Annotated in this window: 17 protein-coding genes and 1 tRNA gene; 7 read left to right on the top strand and 11 right to left on the bottom strand. The window is 74.2% G+C overall.

Annotated elements, in window-relative coordinates:
* Positions 1-6: 6 nt before the first annotated feature.
* Entirely contained in the window at positions 7-975 is a 969-nt protein-coding gene (locus tag F8R89_RS13270) for a D-2-hydroxyacid dehydrogenase (RefSeq protein WP_151784175.1), read from the bottom strand.
* A 184-nt stretch (positions 976-1159) separates the two neighbouring features.
* On the opposite strand from F8R89_RS13270, the gene F8R89_RS13265 reads away from it, so the two are divergent.
* From F8R89_RS13265 to F8R89_RS13255, 3 genes are all read left to right on the top strand, one after another.
* Positions 1160-1951: an aspartate/glutamate racemase family protein gene (locus F8R89_RS13265; RefSeq protein ID WP_151788107.1), complete on the top strand. Its 792-nt coding sequence runs from the start codon at positions 1160-1162 to the stop codon at positions 1949-1951.
* A gap of 37 nt (positions 1952-1988) precedes the next feature.
* The gene (locus F8R89_RS13260) at positions 1989-2720 is read left to right on the top strand and encodes an aspartate/glutamate racemase family protein (RefSeq protein ID WP_151784174.1); all 732 of its coding nucleotides are present in this window, start codon (positions 1989-1991) and stop codon (positions 2718-2720) included.
* A 100-nt stretch (positions 2721-2820) separates the two neighbouring features.
* The gene (locus tag F8R89_RS13255; RefSeq protein ID WP_151784173.1) at positions 2821-3924 is read left to right on the top strand and encodes an LLM class flavin-dependent oxidoreductase; all 1104 of its coding nucleotides are present in this window, start codon (positions 2821-2823) and stop codon (positions 3922-3924) included.
* Positions 3925-3933: 9 nt separating this feature from the next.
* Here F8R89_RS13255 and F8R89_RS13250 read toward each other — a convergent pair whose 3' ends face one another.
* Positions 3934-5754 (bottom strand): putative bifunctional diguanylate cyclase/phosphodiesterase, encoded by a 1821-nt coding sequence (locus F8R89_RS13250; RefSeq protein ID WP_225994382.1) that lies wholly within the window; start codon positions 5752-5754, stop codon positions 3934-3936.
* Positions 5755-6099: 345 nt separating this feature from the next.
* On the opposite strand from F8R89_RS13250, the gene F8R89_RS13245 reads away from it, so the two are divergent.
* On the top strand, positions 6100-7461 hold the full coding sequence (locus F8R89_RS13245; protein ID WP_192806112.1) for a M6 family metalloprotease domain-containing protein: 1362 nt from the start codon (positions 6100-6102) through the stop codon (positions 7459-7461).
* Positions 7462-7587: 126 nt separating this feature from the next.
* Here the strand turns inward: F8R89_RS13245 and F8R89_RS13240 are convergent.
* The 7 genes from F8R89_RS13240 to F8R89_RS13210 form a co-directional block, all read right to left on the bottom strand.
* Positions 7588-7661, bottom strand: a tRNA-Lys gene (locus tag F8R89_RS13240).
* Complete coding sequence (locus F8R89_RS13235) at positions 7652-8254, bottom strand: bifunctional DNA primase/polymerase (RefSeq protein ID WP_413251252.1); 603 nt, start codon at positions 8252-8254, stop codon at positions 7652-7654. Before F8R89_RS13235 ends, F8R89_RS13240 begins: the two co-directional genes overlap by 10 nt.
* 145 nt (positions 8255-8399) lie before the next feature.
* Positions 8400-8765, bottom strand: a complete 366-nt coding sequence (locus F8R89_RS13230; RefSeq protein WP_151784169.1) for a hypothetical protein — start codon at positions 8763-8765, stop codon at positions 8400-8402.
* Between the two features lie 211 nt (positions 8766-8976).
* On the bottom strand, positions 8977-10311 hold the full coding sequence (locus F8R89_RS13225; protein ID WP_151784168.1) for an AAA domain-containing protein: 1335 nt from the start codon (positions 10309-10311) through the stop codon (positions 8977-8979).
* Positions 10308-11915, bottom strand: a complete 1608-nt coding sequence (locus F8R89_RS13220) for a hypothetical protein (RefSeq protein WP_151784167.1) — start codon at positions 11913-11915, stop codon at positions 10308-10310. Before F8R89_RS13220 ends, F8R89_RS13225 begins: the two co-directional genes overlap by 4 nt.
* Positions 11906-13051 (bottom strand): hypothetical protein, encoded by a 1146-nt coding sequence (locus tag F8R89_RS13215; protein ID WP_151788106.1) that lies wholly within the window; start codon positions 13049-13051, stop codon positions 11906-11908. Before F8R89_RS13215 ends, F8R89_RS13220 begins: the two co-directional genes overlap by 10 nt.
* Positions 13002-13970, bottom strand: coding sequence for a phosphatase PAP2 family protein (locus F8R89_RS13210; protein ID WP_151784166.1), 969 nt, complete (start codon positions 13968-13970; stop codon positions 13002-13004). The genes F8R89_RS13215 and F8R89_RS13210 overlap by 50 nt, the downstream gene beginning before the upstream one ends.
* 189 nt (positions 13971-14159) lie before the next feature.
* Here F8R89_RS13210 and F8R89_RS13205 point away from each other — a divergent pair, with 189 nt between their 5' ends.
* Positions 14160-14756: a histidine phosphatase family protein gene (locus tag F8R89_RS13205; protein WP_151784165.1), complete on the top strand. Its 597-nt coding sequence runs from the start codon at positions 14160-14162 to the stop codon at positions 14754-14756.
* Between the two features lie 15 nt (positions 14757-14771).
* On the opposite strand, the gene F8R89_RS13200 is transcribed toward F8R89_RS13205, so the two are convergent.
* Positions 14772-16250, bottom strand: coding sequence for a hypothetical protein (locus F8R89_RS13200; RefSeq protein ID WP_151784164.1), 1479 nt, complete (start codon positions 16248-16250; stop codon positions 14772-14774).
* Positions 16251-16544: 294 nt separating this feature from the next.
* Between F8R89_RS13200 and F8R89_RS13195 the strand changes: the two genes are divergently transcribed.
* Both F8R89_RS13195 and F8R89_RS13190 read left to right on the top strand, forming a co-directional pair.
* Positions 16545-16979 carry a hypothetical protein gene (locus F8R89_RS13195; RefSeq protein WP_225994381.1) on the top strand — a complete coding sequence of 145 codons (435 nt, stop codon included), beginning with the start codon at positions 16545-16547 and terminating at the stop codon, positions 16977-16979.
* Positions 16980-17027: 48 nt separating this feature from the next.
* Positions 17028-17894, top strand: a complete 867-nt coding sequence (locus F8R89_RS13190; RefSeq protein WP_151784163.1) for a spermidine synthase — start codon at positions 17028-17030, stop codon at positions 17892-17894.
* 132 nt (positions 17895-18026) lie between these two features.
* On the opposite strand, the gene F8R89_RS13185 is transcribed toward F8R89_RS13190, so the two are convergent.
* Positions 18027-18554, bottom strand: coding sequence for a hypothetical protein (locus tag F8R89_RS13185; RefSeq protein ID WP_151784162.1), 528 nt, complete (start codon positions 18552-18554; stop codon positions 18027-18029).
* Positions 18555-18640: the final 86 nt, after the last annotated feature.

Genomic DNA, 18640 nt, shown 5'->3' with positions numbered 1-18640 from the left:
CGCGGTTCAGCGGCCGGGTACGTACCCGCGCTGTTTGTCCACCACGTTCAGCAGCGGTCTGCCCGCCTCCCAGCGCTCGTACAGCTCCACGAACTGCGTGCCGAGCCGATCGCGCCAGCCGACCGTGTCCCCGCTCATGTGCGGCGAGACGAGCAGCCCCGGCACCTCCCACAACGGGCTGTCCGGGCCGAGGGGTTCGTGCTCGAAGACGTCGAGCGCCGCCCCCGCGAACCAGCGCTTCCGCAGCGCCTCGGCCAGCGCCTCGGTGACGACGAGCTGCCCGCGCCCGACGTTGATGAACCGGGCCGAGGGCTGCATGACGCCGAAACGCCTCAGGTCGAACATCCCGCGGGTCCGCTCGGTCAGCGGTGCCGCCGCGATCACCCAGTCGGCGCGCGCGATCAGCCGGTCCAGGTCCTCGGGGCCGTGGATGCCGGTCCGCGCGACCCGCCCCACCAGCGCGGTCGTCACGTCCAGCGCCTTCAGGGTGCGGGCGATCGCCCGGCCGATGGGACCCGAGCCGACGACGCACGCGCGGGTCCCCGCCACCTGCTGCCCCTCGCGGTGCCGCCACTCCCGGCCGCGCTGGAGGTCCAGGGTGCGCGGCAGGTCCTTGGCCATCGCCAGCACCAGCGCGGCCACGTACTCGGCGATCGGCTGGTCGAAGACCCCGCGCGCGTTGGTGACGACCGTGTCGGACGCGGTGAGTTCCGGGCACATCAGATGGTCGACGCCCGCGCTCGCGGTGTGCACCCAGCGCGGCCGGGGCCCCTCGCCGGGCCAGGCCCGGCGCACGGCGTGCGAGGTGAAGTCCCAGACCAGCAGGACGTCCGCGTGCGGGAGCCGGGCGGCGAGCGTGGACGCGTCCGCGTGCTCGACCCGGACGCGTCCGGTGAGCCGGCCCAGCCGGGGCGGGGGGTCCGCGTCGAGCACGAGGAGCGTGGGCCGGGACGCGGGTGGGACGGGTGGGGTCATGCGGGGTCGCTTCCGGAGGCGGGGGGCGGGAGGGTGCGGGGCGGTCGCGCGGGGTCCTACGGGCCGTCTGACATGCGAGGTTTGACCACGCTCGCACCCGAACCTACCTTCGTCAACACGGGCGCACGCACGGTCCGTTGCTCAGCCGTATCTCGCAGTGAGGACGGTGCCCGCCATGGACGCCATGGAACTCTCCTTCCTCGGCGGACCCCGCCCGCAGCGCGGTGTCGGTGTCGTCGCCCCCTTCGACTTCGCGCTGGACCGGGAGCTGTGGCGGTGGGTCCCGGACGAGGTCTCCCTGCATCTGACGCGGACCCCGTTCGTGCCGGTCGAGGTCGGCCTCGATCTGGCCCGGCTGGTCAGCGAGCACGAGACGCTGGGCGACGGCGTGCGCACCCTGACCGCCATCAGTCCCGAAGTGGTCGCGTACGCCTGTACCTCGGGCAGCTTCGTCGGCGGCGTCGCGGGCGAGCGCGCGCTGTGCGAGGCGATGACCCGGGCCGGCGCGGTGCCCGCGGTGACCACCTCCGGGGCGCTGCTGGAGGCGCTGGCCGAACTGCGGGTCCGGCGAGTGGCGCTGGTGACGCCGTACACCGAGTCGGTGACCCGTTCCCTGGAGGAGTACGTGGCGGAGGCCGGGGTCGCCGTCGCGGGATGCGCGTACATGGGGCTCACCCGGCACATCTGGAAGGTGCCGTACCGGGAGGTGGCCGAGATGGCGCACCGGGCCGTCCGCGCCCCGGCCGACGCGCTGTTCATCAGCTGCACCAACCTGCCCACCTACGACGTGCTCCCGCAGCTGGAGGCGGAGCTGCGCATACCGGTGATCTCGGCCAACCAGGTGACGATGTGGGCTGCGCTGCGCCGGTTGGGTACCCGCGCGGTGGGACCGTATCAGGCGCTGATCGATCCGGCGGCGCGCGGCGGCCCGGTCCTCCCGGACGTGCCGGACGTGCCCGAACAGGAACAGCAGTAGCAGCCCGACCTGAGCACCGACCAGCAGAAAGGCCGACATGACCGCACTGGGATTCCTCTACCCGGGCCACTCCGCCGAGGACGACTACCCGCGGGTCGAGCAGCTGCTCGCCAGCGACATCCGGCTGGACGTGGTGCACACCGACATCGGCGAGGACGCGCACCGCGTGGACGCGCTGCTGAGGATGGGCTCCGCCGAGCGGCTCGCGACGGGCGTCGAGGAGCTGCGGCGGACCGGCGCCGAGGCGGTCGTGTGGGCGTGCACCAGCGGCAGCTTCGTGTACGGCTGGGAGGGCGCCCACGACCAGGTGCGCTCCCTGGCCCAGGCGGCGGGCATGCCGGCGTCGTCGACGTCGTTCGCCTTCGTCCACGCGATGCGGGAGCTGGGGGTGCGCCGGGTGGCGGTCGGCGCGACCTACCCGGACGACGTGGCGGATCTCTTCGCCGCCTTCCTGCGGGCCGCCGGCGCGGAGGTCGTCGCCGTGCGCGGCGCCGGGGTCGTCACCGCGGCCGAGGTCGCGACCTGGGAGGAGAAGGAGCTGTTCGCGCTGGCGCGTGAGGCCGACCACGCCGGTGCCGAGGCGGTCCTGCTGCCGGACACCGCCCTGCACACCGCCTCCCACGTCCCCGCCCTGGAGGAGGCGCTCGGCAAGCCGGTCCTCACCGCCAACCAGGTCACCGTCTGGGAGGGCCTGCGGCTCACCGACCGCCGGGTGCACGCCCCGGCCCTCGGCACGCTGTTCACCCGGGAGCCGATCGTGCAGGTGTGATCGTCTCCGGCGGGCCGTGCGCGCGGGCCGGGAATAAAGCGGAGACCCCCTCCTGTTACCGCCCTACGCACACCGCACGGAGACAACGCAGGAGGCAGACGTGGCCGCAGACGACACCGGGGCCGACGGGATCCGGGGCACGGCGCACGGCACGGCACCGACACCCCTGTCCGTGCTGGACCTCGTCACGGTCAGCGCCGGCCACACCGCCACCGAGGCGCTGCGCACCAGCGTCGAGCTGTCCAGGCTGGCCGAGGCCCGCGGCTTCCACCGCTACTGGGTAGCCGAGCACCACTCCATGCCGGGCGTGGCCTCCTCCTCCCCGGCCGTGATCCTCGCGCACCTCGCCGCCCACACCGAGCGCATCCGCCTCGGCTCCGGCGGCGTGATGCTCCCCAACCACGCGCCGCTGGTCATCGCCGAGCAGTTCGGCACCCTGGAGGCGCTGGCGCCGGGGCGCGTCGACCTCGGCCTCGGGCGCGCTCCCGGCACCGACGGCGCCACCGCGGCGGCCCTGCGCCGCACCGACCACCTCAACGAGGGCGCCGACGACTTCCCCGAGCAGCTCGGGGAACTGATCCGCTTCCTCGACGACGACTTCCCCGACGGGCACCCGTACCGCAGGATCCACGCCGTCCCCGGCCCCGTGCAGGGCACCTCGCCCGGCGGTGTCCAGTCCACCCACCGGCCGCCCGTCTGGCTGCTCGGCTCCTCCGGGTTCAGCGCCCGGCTCGCCGGCGTCCTCGGCCTGCCGTTCGCCTTCGCCCACCACTTCTCGGCACGCAACACCGTCCCCGCGCTCGACCTGTACCGGGAGACCTTCCGTCCCTCCGCCGTCCTCGACCGGCCCTACGCCCTCATCGGCGTCGGCACGCTCGCCACGGACGACGAGAAGGAGGCCCGGCGCCAGCTCAAGGCCGCCGCGCTCAGCATGATCCGGCTGCGCACCGGCCGCCCCGGCCTGGTCCCCTCGGTCGAGGAGGCGGAGAGCTACGAGTTCACCGAGATGGAACGGGACTTCGCCGACTCCTGGAACGCCAACGTCGTCCACGGCACACCCGACGAGGTCCGCGCCGGACTCGACGACCTCCAGAAGCGCACCGGCGCCGACGAGTTGATGCTCACCAGCAACGCGCCCGGCATGGACGTCCGGCTGCGCTCCTACGAACTCATCGCGGACGCCTACGGGTTGCCGACGGCCTGACCCGTCCCGTCAGACCTTCACGCCGAGCAGCTCGGAGATGCGGTCCGGGGACACCGGCCGGGAGTACAGCCAGCCCTGGCCGGTGTCACAGCCGATCCGCCGCAGCCGTGAGGCCTGCGCCAGCGTCTCCACGCACTCCGCGGTGACCGTCAGGCCCAGCCGGTGGGCGAGCTGGATCATCGCCTCGACCACCACCTCGTCGGCCGGGTTCGGCGTCACCGCCGCCGTCTCGTCGCCCTCGTACTGGAAGCCCCGGACGAAGGCGCCGTCCAGCTTCAGCACGGACACCGGCAGCCGGCTCAGATACGCCAGGTTCGAGTAGCCCGTGCCGAAGTCGTCGATGGCGATGCGCACCCCCATGTCGCTGAGCGCCTGGAGGTCCCGCAACGGCCGCCCGGCCGAGCCCATCACGGCCGACTCGGTCAGCTCCAGCTGGAGCAGCCGGGGTTCGAGCCGCGTCTCCTCCAGGATGCGGGCCACGTCCGTCACCAGGTCGGAGTCCCAGACCTGGCGCACGGCCACGTTCACGCTCACGAAGATCGGCGGTTCGCCGGGGTGCGCGGCCTGCCAGTCGACGGCCTGCCGGCAGGCCGTGGCGAGGATCCAGCGGCCGAGCGGCACGATCGAGCCGTCCTCCTCCGCCAGTCCGATGAACCGATTCGGCGGCAGCACGCCGAACTGCGGATGGTTCCAGCGGACCAGTGCCTCCACCCCGCGCAGCCGTCCGTCCTCCATGCTCACCAGCGGCTGGTACTCCAGCGCGAACTCCCCGCGCTCGATGGCCGGACGGAGCGTGGCGGCGAGCGCCTGACGGGTGATGAGGTGTGCGCTGCGCTCGGGGTCGAAGAGCGTCCAGCGGTCCTTGCCGTCGGCCTTCGCCCAGTACAGCGTGGTGTCGGCGGCCTGCATCAGGGCGGTCGGGGTCGTGCCCGCCGCGTGCCGCTCGACCACGCCGATCGACGCCGACACCGACAGCCGCCGGCCGGGCAGGTCGAACGGCTCCCGGACCGCCTCCAGCAACGACTCGGCGAGGTCGGCCAGTTGGTCGGTGCCGGTGGAGTCCTCCACGAGCAGCGCGAACTCGTCGCCGCCGAGCCGCGCCACCAGTGGCGGGATCGACCGGCTGCGCCCGGCCTCCTCGGCGCAGCGCGTGAGCCGTTCGGCGACGGCGGCCAGCAGCTTGTCGCCGATGCGGTGCCCGAGGGTGTCGTTGATCGCCTTGAAGCCGTCGAGGTCCAGGTAGCACAGGCCGATCCGTCCGGTGCTGCCGCTCTCGTCGTACGACTCCACCTCCAGCGCGGCCGACAGCCGTTCGAAGAAGAGGGTGCGGTTGGGCAGCCGGGTCACCGGGTCGTGCATCTGCAAGTGCCGCAGCCGGGCCTGGAGTTCGCGGTGGGCGCCGATGTCGGCGACGGACAGCAGGACGGCGTCCGACTCCTCGCCGGGCAGCGGCGCGACGGTGACCCGGGCCCACAGCGAGCGCCCGTCGGGGTGCTTGAGGCGGCGCGTGCAGCGCAGTTCGGCCTGCCGGCCGCGCAGCACCTCCCGGTACGCGTGCCAGGTGCGCGCGTCGGAGGCGAGGTCCACCAGGTCTGCGGCGACCGACCCGGCCAGCTCGTCGTCCCCGGTGCCGAGCAGGTCGGCGAAGCTGGGGTTGGCCCCGGTCACCACGCCCTCCCGGTCGACCATCGCCATCGCCAGCGGCGCGGCGCGGAAGACGGCGGCGTAGGGCGGCCCGCCGGTACCCGGGGACGGCCGTTCACCACTCTCTGTGACGGCCGGCCCGATGAGGTCTGCCGCGGGCGCCGGCCCTTCGGACGTTCCGCTCACCGCTCGCTCCCGCAGTGCACTCGATCTTCGGATGGGTCTCATCGGAATGGGTGGCCGGGTGGCGATCCGGTCGCCGGGCCGTGTCCGTGCAGGAAAGTGTCAGGAAAGTGTGCCGATCATAGAGGCTGGCTCTGAGGCCTTCCACCTACTGACCGGTGTTCCCGTACGGGCCGCGCTCCCGCCAGATCGTTTCTGCCCGCACGTGGACGGCTTCTTGGGGCCTCCGACCAGTTGTGACGTTCCGTGAGCGAACCGGGGTGTCGCCCTGGCGGTTCCTGAGCACTCTCACCCGTCCGGTGCAGCTGAACAGGACGTAGTACGACAATCCGACACAGGCTGGGTGCGGTGTCCCGCGAACCGTTCCCGGAGGTCGTCGTGCCGCGTCAGTTCCCCCTGCTCCGTGGGACGGGCCTGCCGCGGGACCGGCGCCGACTGCGCAGTACGGCCGCGGTGTTCACCACCATGTCGGCGCTCGCGGCCACCTCGCTGATCGCCGGCCCCTCGTCCGCCGAACCCTTCGACGCGGCACCCTGTGCCCTCGCCCGCACGTCCGCCCACCACTCCGAGGGCCTGGACACCTGGAACGCCGCCTATCCGCGCCCCACCCGCAAACTGGACGCGGTGATGGTGTTCCTGTCCTTCCCGGACTCCCCGCCGCGGACCACCCCGGCCGAACTGGCCGCCGACCACTTCCCGGCGACCAGCCACTTCTTCGACCGCGCCTCCTACGGCCGGTTCAGCCTGCGCGCCCATCCGATGGGGCACTGGCTGCGCATGCCGAAGCCGTCCACGGCGTACGCCATACAGCGTGACTGGCGGGCCGCCGACCGTGCCGCCTACCTGCGGGACGCGCTCGCCGCGGCCGACCCGGAGGTGGACTTCTCCCGCTACGACATCGTGTACTTCGTCGCCGATCCGGACGCGCCCGGCGTCGACTCCGACGCCACGAAGGTCGTCAACCTGGAGAGGCCGCTGCGGGCCGACGGCACGGACATCCGGCGGGTCGTCACCGTCTTCGAGAACCATCCGCCGGACCGTCTGGTCCTCGCCCATGAGACCGGCCACGTCTTCGACCTGCCGGACCTCTACCACCGCCCGGTGGACGGCAAGGGCGACTGGGACACCTATGTCGGGGACTGGGACCTGATGGGCAGCCAGTTCGGGATGTCCCCGGACCTGTTCGCCTGGCACAAGTGGAAGCTGGGCTGGCTGGACCCCCGGCAGGTGGTGTGCGTACGGGGCATGGGCTCCTCGACCCGGCTCACCCTGGAGCCGCTGGCGGCCGGCGCGGGCGTCCCGGTGCCGGTGGGCGCCGCCGGGGCACCCGGGTTCTCCGGTACGCCCGGCACGGTGCCGGGGTTCGGGCTGGGCAACGGCATCAAGCTCGCCGTCGTGCGCACCGGGGCCGACAGCGTGCTGGCCTTCGAGGTCCGCAGCCCGGCGGGCAACGACGTCCAGGGGTGCCGGGAGGGGGTGCTCGTCTACCGGGTCCGCAGCCACACCGAGTCCGGCGGCGGCCCCATCGAGGTGGTGGACGCGCATCCGGGCAGCGAGGCGTGCTGGGAGGAGTCCGTGTATCCGCCGCTCGCGGACGCGCCGGTCGGGCTCGGCGAGAGCTTCACGGTGCCGGAGGACGGGGTGCGCGTGGAGGTGGAGGGGCGGTCCGTCTCGGGGGCGTGGACGGTGAGGATCACGACGGTGCGGTAGCGCCCGCGCCCGGCCCGGGGTCGCGCGACCGGACCGCGAACGCGCCGCGTGGCACGGTGCGCCCGGGCGGAGTGTCCCCGGCATGCGAGAAGCCCCCCGCTCGCGCGAGGGGCTTCTCACTGTCTGTGCGCCGCCAGGGACTCGAACCCCGGACCCGCTGATTAAGAGTCAGCTGCTCTAACCAACTGAGCTAGCGGCGCCTGCTGACGTCGTAGACCTTAGCACCCTGATCGGCGTGGGGAAAAATCGATATCCGCACGGTCGCCCGAGCCGCCCGCACGGCCGCCCAGAGGAGTACCTCCGGGCCCGGTAACCAGGGATTACGGGTGTCCGGAGCCACCAGCCAGCGGGACTCCCGCGGGGGCTCGCCGGCCGTGCGCGCACCGGTCGCGGAGGGGACGGTCACCGCGTCCCCGGCACCGTGGCACAGCAGCGGCGGGATGCCCTCCGTACGGCCGAAGTCCTCCCAGCGCAGCAGGGACGGCAGCCGCTGGGCGGTGCCCGGAGCGGCGAACATCAGCAGGCGCCCGCGATGGGCGGCGACGGGTCCGGAGCCCGGGCCCTCGTTCCACAGCCGGTCGAGCATGCGGCGCCCGAAGACGGCGGGCGCGCTGACGACGTCGAAGACCGAGCCGCACGGCAGGACCACGGGGGCCTGCGGGCGCTCCCGCCACAGGGCGAGCGTGCTGCGCGGATACGTTCCTGCGGAGGCGAGCCAGGCGGCGCCGTCACGGGTGACCCCGGTGACGTCGCAGCGGCCGTCCTGGAAGAGTGCGTCCGGTGTGCTGCTCATGTCGTCTACATCTACCGACGGTGAGCGGCCCGTATCCCTGGGTTGCCGAAAGCCGGGACAGGGGAGGGCGTGAGCGGGTATCTTGCGCACCCCCCTGGCATATGCCCGCCGGGCTGGGCTGGGTGGGCCGGGCCGGGGCCTAGGGTCACACGGGATCGACGGTTCCCGCGCCTTCCACACCGCGCAGCAGGTCCCTGCCGAACTCGACCATCTTCTTCGCGTAGTCCTCGGTCCACTCGGCCCGCTCGGCGATGTCGGCGGGCGTCAGCCGGTCGAACCGCCGCGGGTCCGCGAGCTGGGCCGCCGCCATGGCCTGGAACTCCATCGCGCGGTCCGTCGCCGCCCGGAACGCCTGCGTCAGCTCGGTCGCCCGGGCCAGCAGGGCCCGCGGGTCGTCGATCGACTCCAGGTCGAAGAAGTGCTCCGGGTCGGCCGCCGCCTGGGTGGGCTCGAAGAGCAGGGGCGCGGGGCGTAGCCGCGGTTCGTTCCTGCGCGGCGTGGGCTCCGCCATGTCGTGTCCTCCTCGTACGTCACCGATCCCCGGTACCGATACCCACCCTCGCGGGCGCGCACCGCGGCGAACCGGTCCATCGTCCATTGTCCCGCGCCCACGCAAGGGGGCACCGGGCGCGCGGGTCCACCGACTCCAGGGTCTTCAAGGCACTGGGGACGCGGGATGTTCCAGAGGGTGACGCGTCTCGCACACGTCCGAAGGCCGAGGGTCACACCCGCCAGGTCACCCGGTGTTCCGCGAGGCGGGCCAGGACCGCGTGGTTGGCCTCCCAGCCGTCAGGGAACTTCACCAGCGTGCCCAGTTGGACCGGTTCCGTGGACGGATAGTCGTCCAGGAGGTCGCCGACGCCCGCACGGCACACCACGACGCACGCGTGCCGGTGCCGGGAGGTCAGGACGCACAGGCGGCCCGTCTCCAGGTGGAACGCCGTGGCGTCGGGGCGGCCGGACAGGGGGTGCAGGACGACCGTCACGTCGTACTCGCGGCCCTGGAGCCGGTTCGCGGTGTCGACGGTGACGTCCGACACCCCCAGCTCGGCCAGGGCCGCGCGGACCGCCGCCGCCTGGTCCCGGTGCGCGGTGCCGACCGCGATCCGGGCGGCCGTCAGCGGCACCGGGTCGGGGGAGCGCTCCGACGTGGCCGCGCCACCCCGGTCCAGCAGCCGCCGTACCACCGACGCGACCGCCCCCACCGCCTCCGGGTCCGTGCGCGGCGTGTGCCGGGCGGGCAGCTCCAGCAGCCCCCAGCCCGACACGGCCGCCTCGTCGATCACCCGGTCCGGCCCGGAGCCGTCCGACGCCACGGCGAAGGAGAGCCGCCGGTCGCCGTGACCGGTACCGCTGCGGAACGGGGTGTACGGGTAGAAGGCGTCCGAGACCAGGGGCGCCGCGGACGCGGGCAGCCGCCAGGACACCGGCAGCCGGTGCTGGGGCAGCTCGGGGTTGTGGGCCAGCAGCGTCGTGACGGCGGACGCCGCCGGGTCGTACGACAGGCCCGCCCACTGCTCGCCGCCCACGATCGAGAACGGGTCCAGCTGCCCCGGGTCGCCGACGAACAGCGCCCGCTCGAACAGCCCCGCCACGGCGAGCAGCGCGTCCGAACGCATCTGGTACGCCTCGTCGACGATCGCGTGCGGCCAGGGCTCGTCGGTCTTCACATGCCCCCACTTGGCCGCCGTGGAGACGACCACCGGCAGCCCCGCGAGATCACCCGCCTTCGCCGACGTGCGCACCTGCGGATGCGCGTCCAGGGCCTTGTCGTACGGGTCGGCGTCACTGCTGTGCAGCCGGCCCACGGGCAGCTCGGGGTTCTTCGCGGCGAGCGACAGCACCAGGTCGTCCACCTGCGCGTTCGTCTGCGCCACGATCATCAGCGGCCGCCCCGCCTCGGCGAGTTCCAGCGCGGCGCGCACCACGAGCGTGGACTTGCCCGCGCCGGGCGGCGAGTCGACCACCACACCGCGCGCGGTGCCGTGCAGCGTGTCGTGGAGGATCGCCCCGGTGGCCTCGGCCGCCGCGGCGGACGGATCGAACGTGACGGTCACAGGACGTCCTCCTCGGTCAGCGCGTCGGCGGCCTCGGGCACCCGCTCCCCGGGCGGCCCGCCGTGCGTCCACGGTGTCTGCTCCGGCTCGGGCAGCTTCGGCCCGCCCCGCTGCTCGTGCTCGAACAGCGTGAAGCACACCAGGTCGCCCTTCTCGGGCACCGAGCCCTCCTCCGGCTCCTTGCCGCGCCCCATCTTGTCCAGGACCCGCAGCACCACCAGGACCTCCCCGTCCGCGTCGACGGCCCCCTCGTACCCGGCGAACTCCGCCGACTGCGGCTTGCCGCCCAGCGAACGGAACACCTTGGCCCGCTCGCCCAGATGCGGCCGGTCCTCCGTGCGGACGGTCACCAGCGGGCGCGGGCTGGGCCGCTTGCCCTCGCTGTACGCCATCACCACGTCGACGACCTCGCCCGCGAACGCCTCACCGGCCAGCCGCCGCCCCGCCATCACCAGCGGGTCGTCCAGCGCCTCCTGCGCCTCCAGCCGGGCCTGTTCGCGCTCGCGCGCGGCGAGCTTGGACGCCGCGGTCACCGCGTCGTCGCGGCGCGGCTGCGGCGGCTCCCCGGCGAGCACCCGGTCCCGGTGGCCGGTGAACGACCAGCGGTCACGGGTCCACCGCTCCTCCACCCGGCCGCCCTCGGGCAGCTCCCGCAGCCGGTCCAGGCCCCGCCACACCGCGTCCCAGGTCGGCCGGGTCCGGCTCTCGACGAGGGCGCGGATCTCCCGCTCGGCGGCGGTGAGGTCACCGAGCCGGTCGTCGGCCTCCAGCCCGTCCTCGGCGGCGGCGAGGGCGGTGCGGGCGCGGTCGTAGCGCTCGATGGCCGGGGCCAGCAGCTTGTTGTCGAACGCCGGGTCGGTCGCGGGGCCGGCCGGCGGGCACAGCAGCTGGCCGTCCCGGTCCCGGGCGAGCTCCGCGCGCAGGGCCGCCTCGGCGCCGGACTCGCCCTCGGGCGGGGCGATCCAGGCGAGGAGCGCGCCGAGGTGCTGGTCCTCCAGCGTGGACTGGCCGGTCGCCCAGTGCCGGGTCAGGACGTCCGTCATGGCCAGCAGCAGCGAGGAGCCCGGCACCCGCGCCCGCTCGCCGAAGTGGGTCAGCCACCGGCCGAGCAGCGGCACGCGCGGGGGCGCCGGGTACGGGGTCTCCGGGTCCTGCTCCGCCGTCCGGCGGAACCGCATCGACCGGCCCAGCAGCCGCACGAACTCGACACCCGCCCGGCTCGGCACGATCAGCTGCGGGGCGTCCGCGCACAGGTCCACCTCGACCTTGACCCGCTTGCCGGTCTCCGGGTCGGTCTCGGTGCGCTCGGCCGCCTCCACGGCCTCGGCGTGCGCGTCGATGTACGGCAGGACGATGTCCGCCAGCTCGGCCAGGAACGCGAACCGCAGATCCCGGTCGCGTGGCTGCGGCACGGCCAGCAGCCGGGGGGCGTCCCGGTCCGTGCCGACCAGCGCGCCGAGCGGGGCGCCGGCCTCGCCCGCCGTGGTGAGCGGTACGAAGACCAGCGGACGGTCGGACAGATGCCGGTGCCGCACGGTGGCGGCGGGCTGCGCGCGGCCGGACTCAACCGCCTCCAGCCGGGCGAGGGTGGCGATCAGTGACACGGGGCCGCCTCCTTCGCCGCGAGGGCCTCCGCCCGCAGCCGAGCGGCCCGGCGCAGGGCCGCGACCGCCGGGTCGTCCGGGTCGCCGGACGTGCCGCGGGCCGCCGACAGGACGTCCTCCACCGTGCTGAGGCCGCCGAGCTCGGCCCGCACCGACCGGCCCAGCGAGGTCACCGCGCCGGACGCGCGGGAGCGAGCCCGGCAGTGGAACGCCAGCTCGCACGCGGACAGGCACTCCGGCGCGTAGCTCGCCGGCACGGACTCGACGGCCGCCGTCAGCTCGGGGGCGGGCAGCTCGGGGGAGAAGCAGGTGCCCGCGGGCAGTTCGGCCGCGATGTCCTCGATACGGGTGAGGCGGGCCAGCTGGCGGGCGGTCACCGCGCGCTGCTTGCGGACGTCCACGGCGGCGGCCGTCGGCAGGTTGGAGAAGTCCTTCGGGCAGACCAGGAGGACGCGGTGGCGCACCCTCGGGACTTCGGTGCCGCCCGCGCCGAGACGGCCGGCGGCCTCCTCCAGGGCCAGCACGTAGACGGCCGCCTGCCGGGCCGCCGCGCCGACCTTCGCGGGGTCCGCCGAGCCGTCCAGCATCGGGAACGACTTGATCTCCACGACGGTCCAGCTGCCGTCCGGGTGCACGACGACCGCGTCCGGCTCCAGGAAGGCCGGTGACCCGGCCACGTCCAGCGCGAGCATCGGGTGGTCGAGCAGGGTCCACTCGCCGGGCGCCTCGGCGGCCTCGCGCAGCGCAAGCTCCGTACGGGCCGTCCGCCCCGTCGGGCCGTCCGCGGCGAGCTCGGGCACTCGCGCGCGGGCGGGCGGCTCGGCGCGGCGGTCCAGCTTCTCGTGCACCAGCCGCAGCAGCTCCGCGCCGCCGTCCGCCTTCACCTTGGCCTCGAAGGCGTTCCCGCGCGTGAAGGCGAACTGCGACTGGCCGAAGGCCGAGGGCGCGCCCAGGGCACCGGCCAGCGCCGCCTTGTTCACCCCGGCGCCGTCCAGGAGGGCGCGTCGTCTGCAGCCCGGGTTGGCGGCGAGGGCCGCCAGGGCCCGGGCGTCCAGCGCCTTGGCCGGGACGTCGGGACCGCGCAGCTCAGCGAGCCGGTGCCGGAGCCCCGTCCCCCGTGTCCTGGGGGGCGGCACTCGGCTCGGCTCCGGGTCCGGACCGGGACTCGCGCTGCCGTGGAATTCGCTCACCCGCGGAAGTCTGGCATCCGGCACTGACAACCGGGACGGGGGCGTCGCCCGCGACCGCCGTGGCGGAGGCGGCGGAGGTGACCGCGCGCCGCGTGGCGTACCAGGAGCGGACGCGCTCGGCGGCCCGCAGCACGTACGGCGTCAGCAGCAGGCCCACGCCCATCACGGCCGCGCCGGCGACCGCGTCGAGGAAGTAGTGGTTGGCGGTGCCCATGACCACGATCGTGGTGATCAGCGGGTAGGCGACGGCGGCCGTCTTCGCCAGGCGGGTGCCGCCGTGGCGCCACAGCATGACCCCGCACCACAGGGACCAGCCGACGTGCAGGCTCGGCATGGCCGCGTACTGGTTGGTCATGCCGCCCATCCCGCGTGGGGCGCTCGCCTCGCCGCCCCACCAGCCGTACGAGCTGTACTGGGCCATCGTGTCGACGAACCCGTACCCCTCGGCGAGCAGCCGGGGCGGGCAGGTCGGGAGCAGCGTGAAGCCGATCAGGCCGATGAAGGTCGACGTCATCAGCCAGGTGCGGGCCGCGCGGTAGCGCACGGCATGGGACCGGAACAGCCACACCAGGATCACGGGCGTGACCAGGTAGTGCAGCGACGCGTACCAGAAGTCGGCGGGGACGCCGATCCACGGCTCGCGCGTGAAGAGCCGGTTGAGGGGGTGCTCCGCGTTGAGGAACAGCGCCTTCTCGATGTCCAGGATCGCCACGCCGTGGTCGACGGCGGTACTGACGTCACCCCGCGCGAGCAGGCGGCCCGCCGAGTAGCAGGCGTACACCAGCAGGATCAGCGGCAGCTCGGTCCACCAGCGCAGGCGGGTTCGAGGCGTCGCCTCCACGCCAGCTATGTCGGCGTGCGGCATCCGATCGCCTCCCCCTTCTCGTCACGGCGTCCGGTGGACAGGTCGTGACACTTTACGGTGTCCCGGGGCCCGCCCGTCGGCCGCCCTGGCCCACTAGACGCAGAGATCGCCCCCCGGGTTGCCCGGGCGGGCCGTACGCGATGATGGACGGGTTCCACCGCTCGTACCTCCCCGGAAGGTCCCCCGCCCATGGCATCGCGCATGCTGCTGGCCCGGCATGGACAGACGTCCTGGTCGCTGGCCGGAAAGCACACCGGCAGGACCGACATCACCCTCCTGGAGGAGGGCCGCCGGGGCGCGAAACTGCTGGGCGAGCGCCTGCACCGCGCGCCCTTCGACGGGCTGGCGGACGTCGAGGTGCGCACCAGCCCGCTCTCCCGCGCGCGGGAGACGTGCGACCTCGCCGGCTTCGGCGAGCGCGCCCGGACCTGGGACACGCTCATGGAGTGGGACTACGGCGCCTACGAGGGCATGACGCCGGCGGAGATCCAGGCGGTGCGGCCCGGCTGGCTGATCTGGCGGGACGGTGTCCCCGGCGGAGAGAGCCTGGCCGAGGTCACGGCCCGGGCCGACGAGGTCGTCGCCTGGGCGCGCGAGGCGGACCGGGACGTGCTGGTCTTCGCGCACGGGCACATCCTCCGGTCCATCGGCGCGCGCTGGCTGGGGCTGCCGCTGGACTTCGCGTCCCGGCTCCGGCTGAACCCGACCTCGCTGTCGGTCCTGGGCTGGGCCTACGGCGAGCCCGCCATCGAGAGCTGGAACGACCTGGGGCACCTGAACCCCTGACGCCCGCGGGGCTCCTCACGCGGTGCGCGGAAGCGACGCGTGCCGGTCCAGGAACGCCGACACCCCGCTCGCACGGCGGTGCGGCAGCAGCACCCGGGCCGTGCCGGCCAGCATGGTCTGCACCCGCGACGACTGCACCTGGTCCAGCAGATCCAGCACCCGCATCCCGGCCGCCGCCGCCTCGTCCGGGCTGCCGCCGCGGGCCAGGTCGTCCGCCAGCTCCGCCGTGTACAGCGCGATGTTCCGGGTGAAGTGCGGGTCCTGCAGACGCGCCGCGCGCCCCGCGTGCCGGGCCGCGCGCCGCCAGTTGCCCAGCGTCGACCAGCACTGCGCCTCCAGGATCTCCAGCTCGGCCTCCCCGTAGAACGTCATCCACTCGGGGTCGGCGTCCGAGCGGCCCCGGTCGTAGAGGGCCTGCGCGCGCACCAGGGCCTGCTCGCAGCCGGTGCGGTCGGCGAGCCCCGCCCAGCCGCCCGCCTCGCGCAGCGACAGCAGGCTCATCAGCCGGTTGGAGCCGAGCGCGCGCGCCACGCGCTGGGCGGCCTGCGCGGCCCGGACCGCCTCCCGGGGCCGGCCCGCGTCGCGGGCGAGGAAGGACGTGTTGCAGAAGGCGTGCGCCTCCAGAGCCGGGTCCCCGGCCATCCGGGCGGTCGCCAGGGCCTCCGCGTAGTGGGAGCGCGCGTCGTCGAAGCGGCCCGAGTCATGGGCCAGCCAGCCCACCGAGATGGCCAGTTCGCCCGCGCCGGAGTGCAGCCGGTCGCTGGTCGCCTGCCGGGCCGTGCCGGCGTCGAGCAGTTCGTACGCGGCGCGCAGCGGTGCGGCCGCGCGCCGGTACAGGCCGTCCGCGCCGTGCCGGTCGTCCAGCAGCCGGATACGGCGTACGGCGTCCTCGAGCGCGCCGGCCTCGCGTACCCCGACGCGTCGGTAGGGGCGGTCCGTGGCGGCGGCGTCGTGGGCCAGGCCCAGGGGGGCCAGCGAGGCGGCGGCCACCGTGGCGCCCCCACCGGTCATGAATGCGCGACGCAGCACGTCGCTCTCCTCGTGGTTCTCGTGGTTCTGCGCGGTGCCGAACGGCACGTGCGCGGCGTACGGATCCTGCGGGTTCTCACGGTCGTACGGCTCGTCGGCCCCTCTCGTCCCACCTGTGGCGTACACCGGGCGCGTGAGGTGTGCGCCGGGCGCCTCCTCCACCGCGCGCGCCCGGCGTCCGCGGACGGACGAGCGGGGCGCGAAGCCGAGGTCGGTGAGCGTGCGGCCGGGGAACATGTGCAGGAACACCCGCTCGTACGCGTAGTTGGGACAGCGGATCTCGCCGGCCTCCACCCGCCCGATGTACCGCGCGTCACAGCTGACCCGCTCACCGATCTCGCGGGCGGCCCGGCGGACCGCCGCGGCGAACTCGGCCGGCGAGAGCTGCCCGCGCAGCTGACGGAAGGCGGTGTTCGGCCGCGATGGCCTGGGGGGCTGGGACGAGGTCGGGTCTGACGACGCCATGGCCGGGTCCTCTCGTGCGAACCGTCGAACCATGCCGGGGTGCGGACGGGACGGACCGTGATCCGGTGATCGTGAGCCGTGACCTCTGATCCGCGGGACGTCCTTGTCCCCGGCGGGCATGAACGTACCTGCTGTAGCGAAGCCGCCACACAGTGTTTAGCTACAAAACGGATATCTCATCCGGGATCTGCCATGAACTGCCATCCTTTGCGGCGGACTTCCGCCGTAGCCGTTGACGCCGTGCCGCGTTGAACTCTCCGGATCTGCTGAAAGGGTTCTGTGGTGGAGGTCGGGATGGAGACCAGCCAGAGCAGCGTTCCCCGAGCCGCGTCGGCGGCGGGGCACACGCCGACCGGGGGGTGCAGCGAGCCGCCGGGCACGGGGTGCGACGTGGTCACGGTCCCGGCACGCCAGGGCCTCGAGGCGGTCGACATCCTGCGGCGCGGCGCCGGGGACGGCGTCGGGCCCGTCCTGCACGACGACGGCTGCGACACCCTCGGCTTCGTCGTCCCGCCCGGCACGGCCGCCGCCTGGGACGTGCCCGGCAGCACCTGCACCAGGACCGACGGCCGCGGCATCAGCCTGGACGCGGACCCGGAGCCGCCCGTGGACGGCTCCGACTGGCTGCTGCCGCCCGGCGAGGCCGACCTCGCGACCGACCCCGCGGTGCTGCGGGCGGCGCTGGGCGAGGCCGCCCGGCTGATCCGGGCCGCCGACGACTGCCGGTAGCCCGCCCCTGCGACCCTCGCGCGGACCCCGCGCCGGGATAATGGCCGCATGGGAAAGTCGAGGAAGTCCCGGCGCGGGGCCGCCGCGGCCTCCGTCACCGAGACGGTCGACGGCGGGCTGGCGGAACTCATACCCGACCCGGACCGGGCGCGGGCCTGGACCCTGCTCCTCGACGGGGCGCCCCAGTCGCACGTCGACCTGGACGACCCCGCCTTCCTCTCCTTCGAGTACCAGCGCCGGCTCGGGCACGTCATCGACCTCGTCGCCCCACCTGGCAGACCCGTGCAGGCCGTGCACCTCGGCGGCGGCGCCCTGACCCTCGCCCGCTACGTCGCCGCCACCCGGCCCCGCTCCACCCAGCAGGTCGTGGAACGGGACGCGCCCCTCGTCGGCCTGGTCCGCCGGGAACTCCCCCTCGACCGGAACGCCCGCATCCGGGTGCGCTCCACCGACGCGCGCGAAGGGCTCGCCAAGGTGCCGGACGGCTGGGCGGACCTCGTCATCGCGGACGTCTTCAGCGGCGCCCGCACCCCGGCCCACCTGACCTCGACGGAGTTCCTCGACGAAGTGCGCCGGGCGCTCGCGCCGGGCGGCTGGTACACGGCCAACCTCGCCGACGGGCCCCCGCTCACGCATCTGCGCGGCCAGATCGCCACCGCCGCCGCCCGGTTCGCCGAGGTCGCCCTGGTCGCCGACCCCACGGTGCTGCGCGGCCGGCGCTTCGGCAACGCGGTCCTCCTCGCCGCCGACCAGCCCCTCCCGGTAGCCGAACTCACCCGCCGCGCCGCCTCCGACCTGCACCCGGGCCGCGTCGAACACGGCCGCGGTCTGCGGGACTTCACGGGGGGCGCGACCCCGGTGACGGACGCGTCGGCGGTGGACTCCCCGGCCCCTCCGGCGTCGGCCTTCACCTAGCCGGACGTCACCTGGTCAGAGCCGCTGACGTGGCATCAGCCGAAGTCAACCCCCGTTGCTACTCACTCACGAGTTCGAAGCGCCAGCGTAGCCCATGCGTTTCCTGTGACCCCGGGAGACGAGAGGGACGGATCAGTACGTCCCGATCTCCACGCGCGGCGGCCCGTCGTGCCACGTGCAGAACACCGACACCCGGTCCGCGCCCGCGCTGAACTCGACCCGGATCCAGGACTCCGTCTTCCACACCTGCATCGACCAGCCCGCGCCGGGCGCTGCCGAGACGAGGGACGCCGAGGACGTGCCGATGTCGAAGACGACCCGGCCGCCGTCGGTGTCGTAGCTCTTGACCTGGCCCGAGGTGTCCGGGGAGGACGGGGGGCTGGAGGTCTTCGGCGGTGGTGTCGAGGTGGCCGGAGTGCTGGGCGTACGGCTCGTCTTGGGGGTGCGCGGGGACGGAGTCGGCGACGGCGTCGGCCGGTTGGTGGACGACGCCAGCGGCTCGGATTCCTTCGTCGTCACGTCCGCCGCCGTGATGGGCAGGGCGCGCGGCCGGTCGTAGACCGTGCCGGCCATGACCGTGTGGACGCCCCACCACGACAGCGTGACCGCCGCGCCCGTGGCGAGCGACCACGCGAGTACGTGTACGACTCCTCTGTGCATCGCGGGCCATACTGCCTCACGCGCCCCACGGGTGTCGCCTCCCCGTCCACAGAGGCCGAGTTGTCCACAGGCCCGGACCGGTCTCG

The sequence above is a fragment of the Streptomyces sp. SS1-1 genome (genome assembly GCF_008973465.1).
GTDB lineage: Bacteria > Actinomycetota > Actinomycetes > Streptomycetales > Streptomycetaceae > Streptomyces.
The sequence above is the reverse complement of the archived record's forward strand: the minus strand, read 5'-3'. Positions and strand labels throughout refer to the sequence as shown.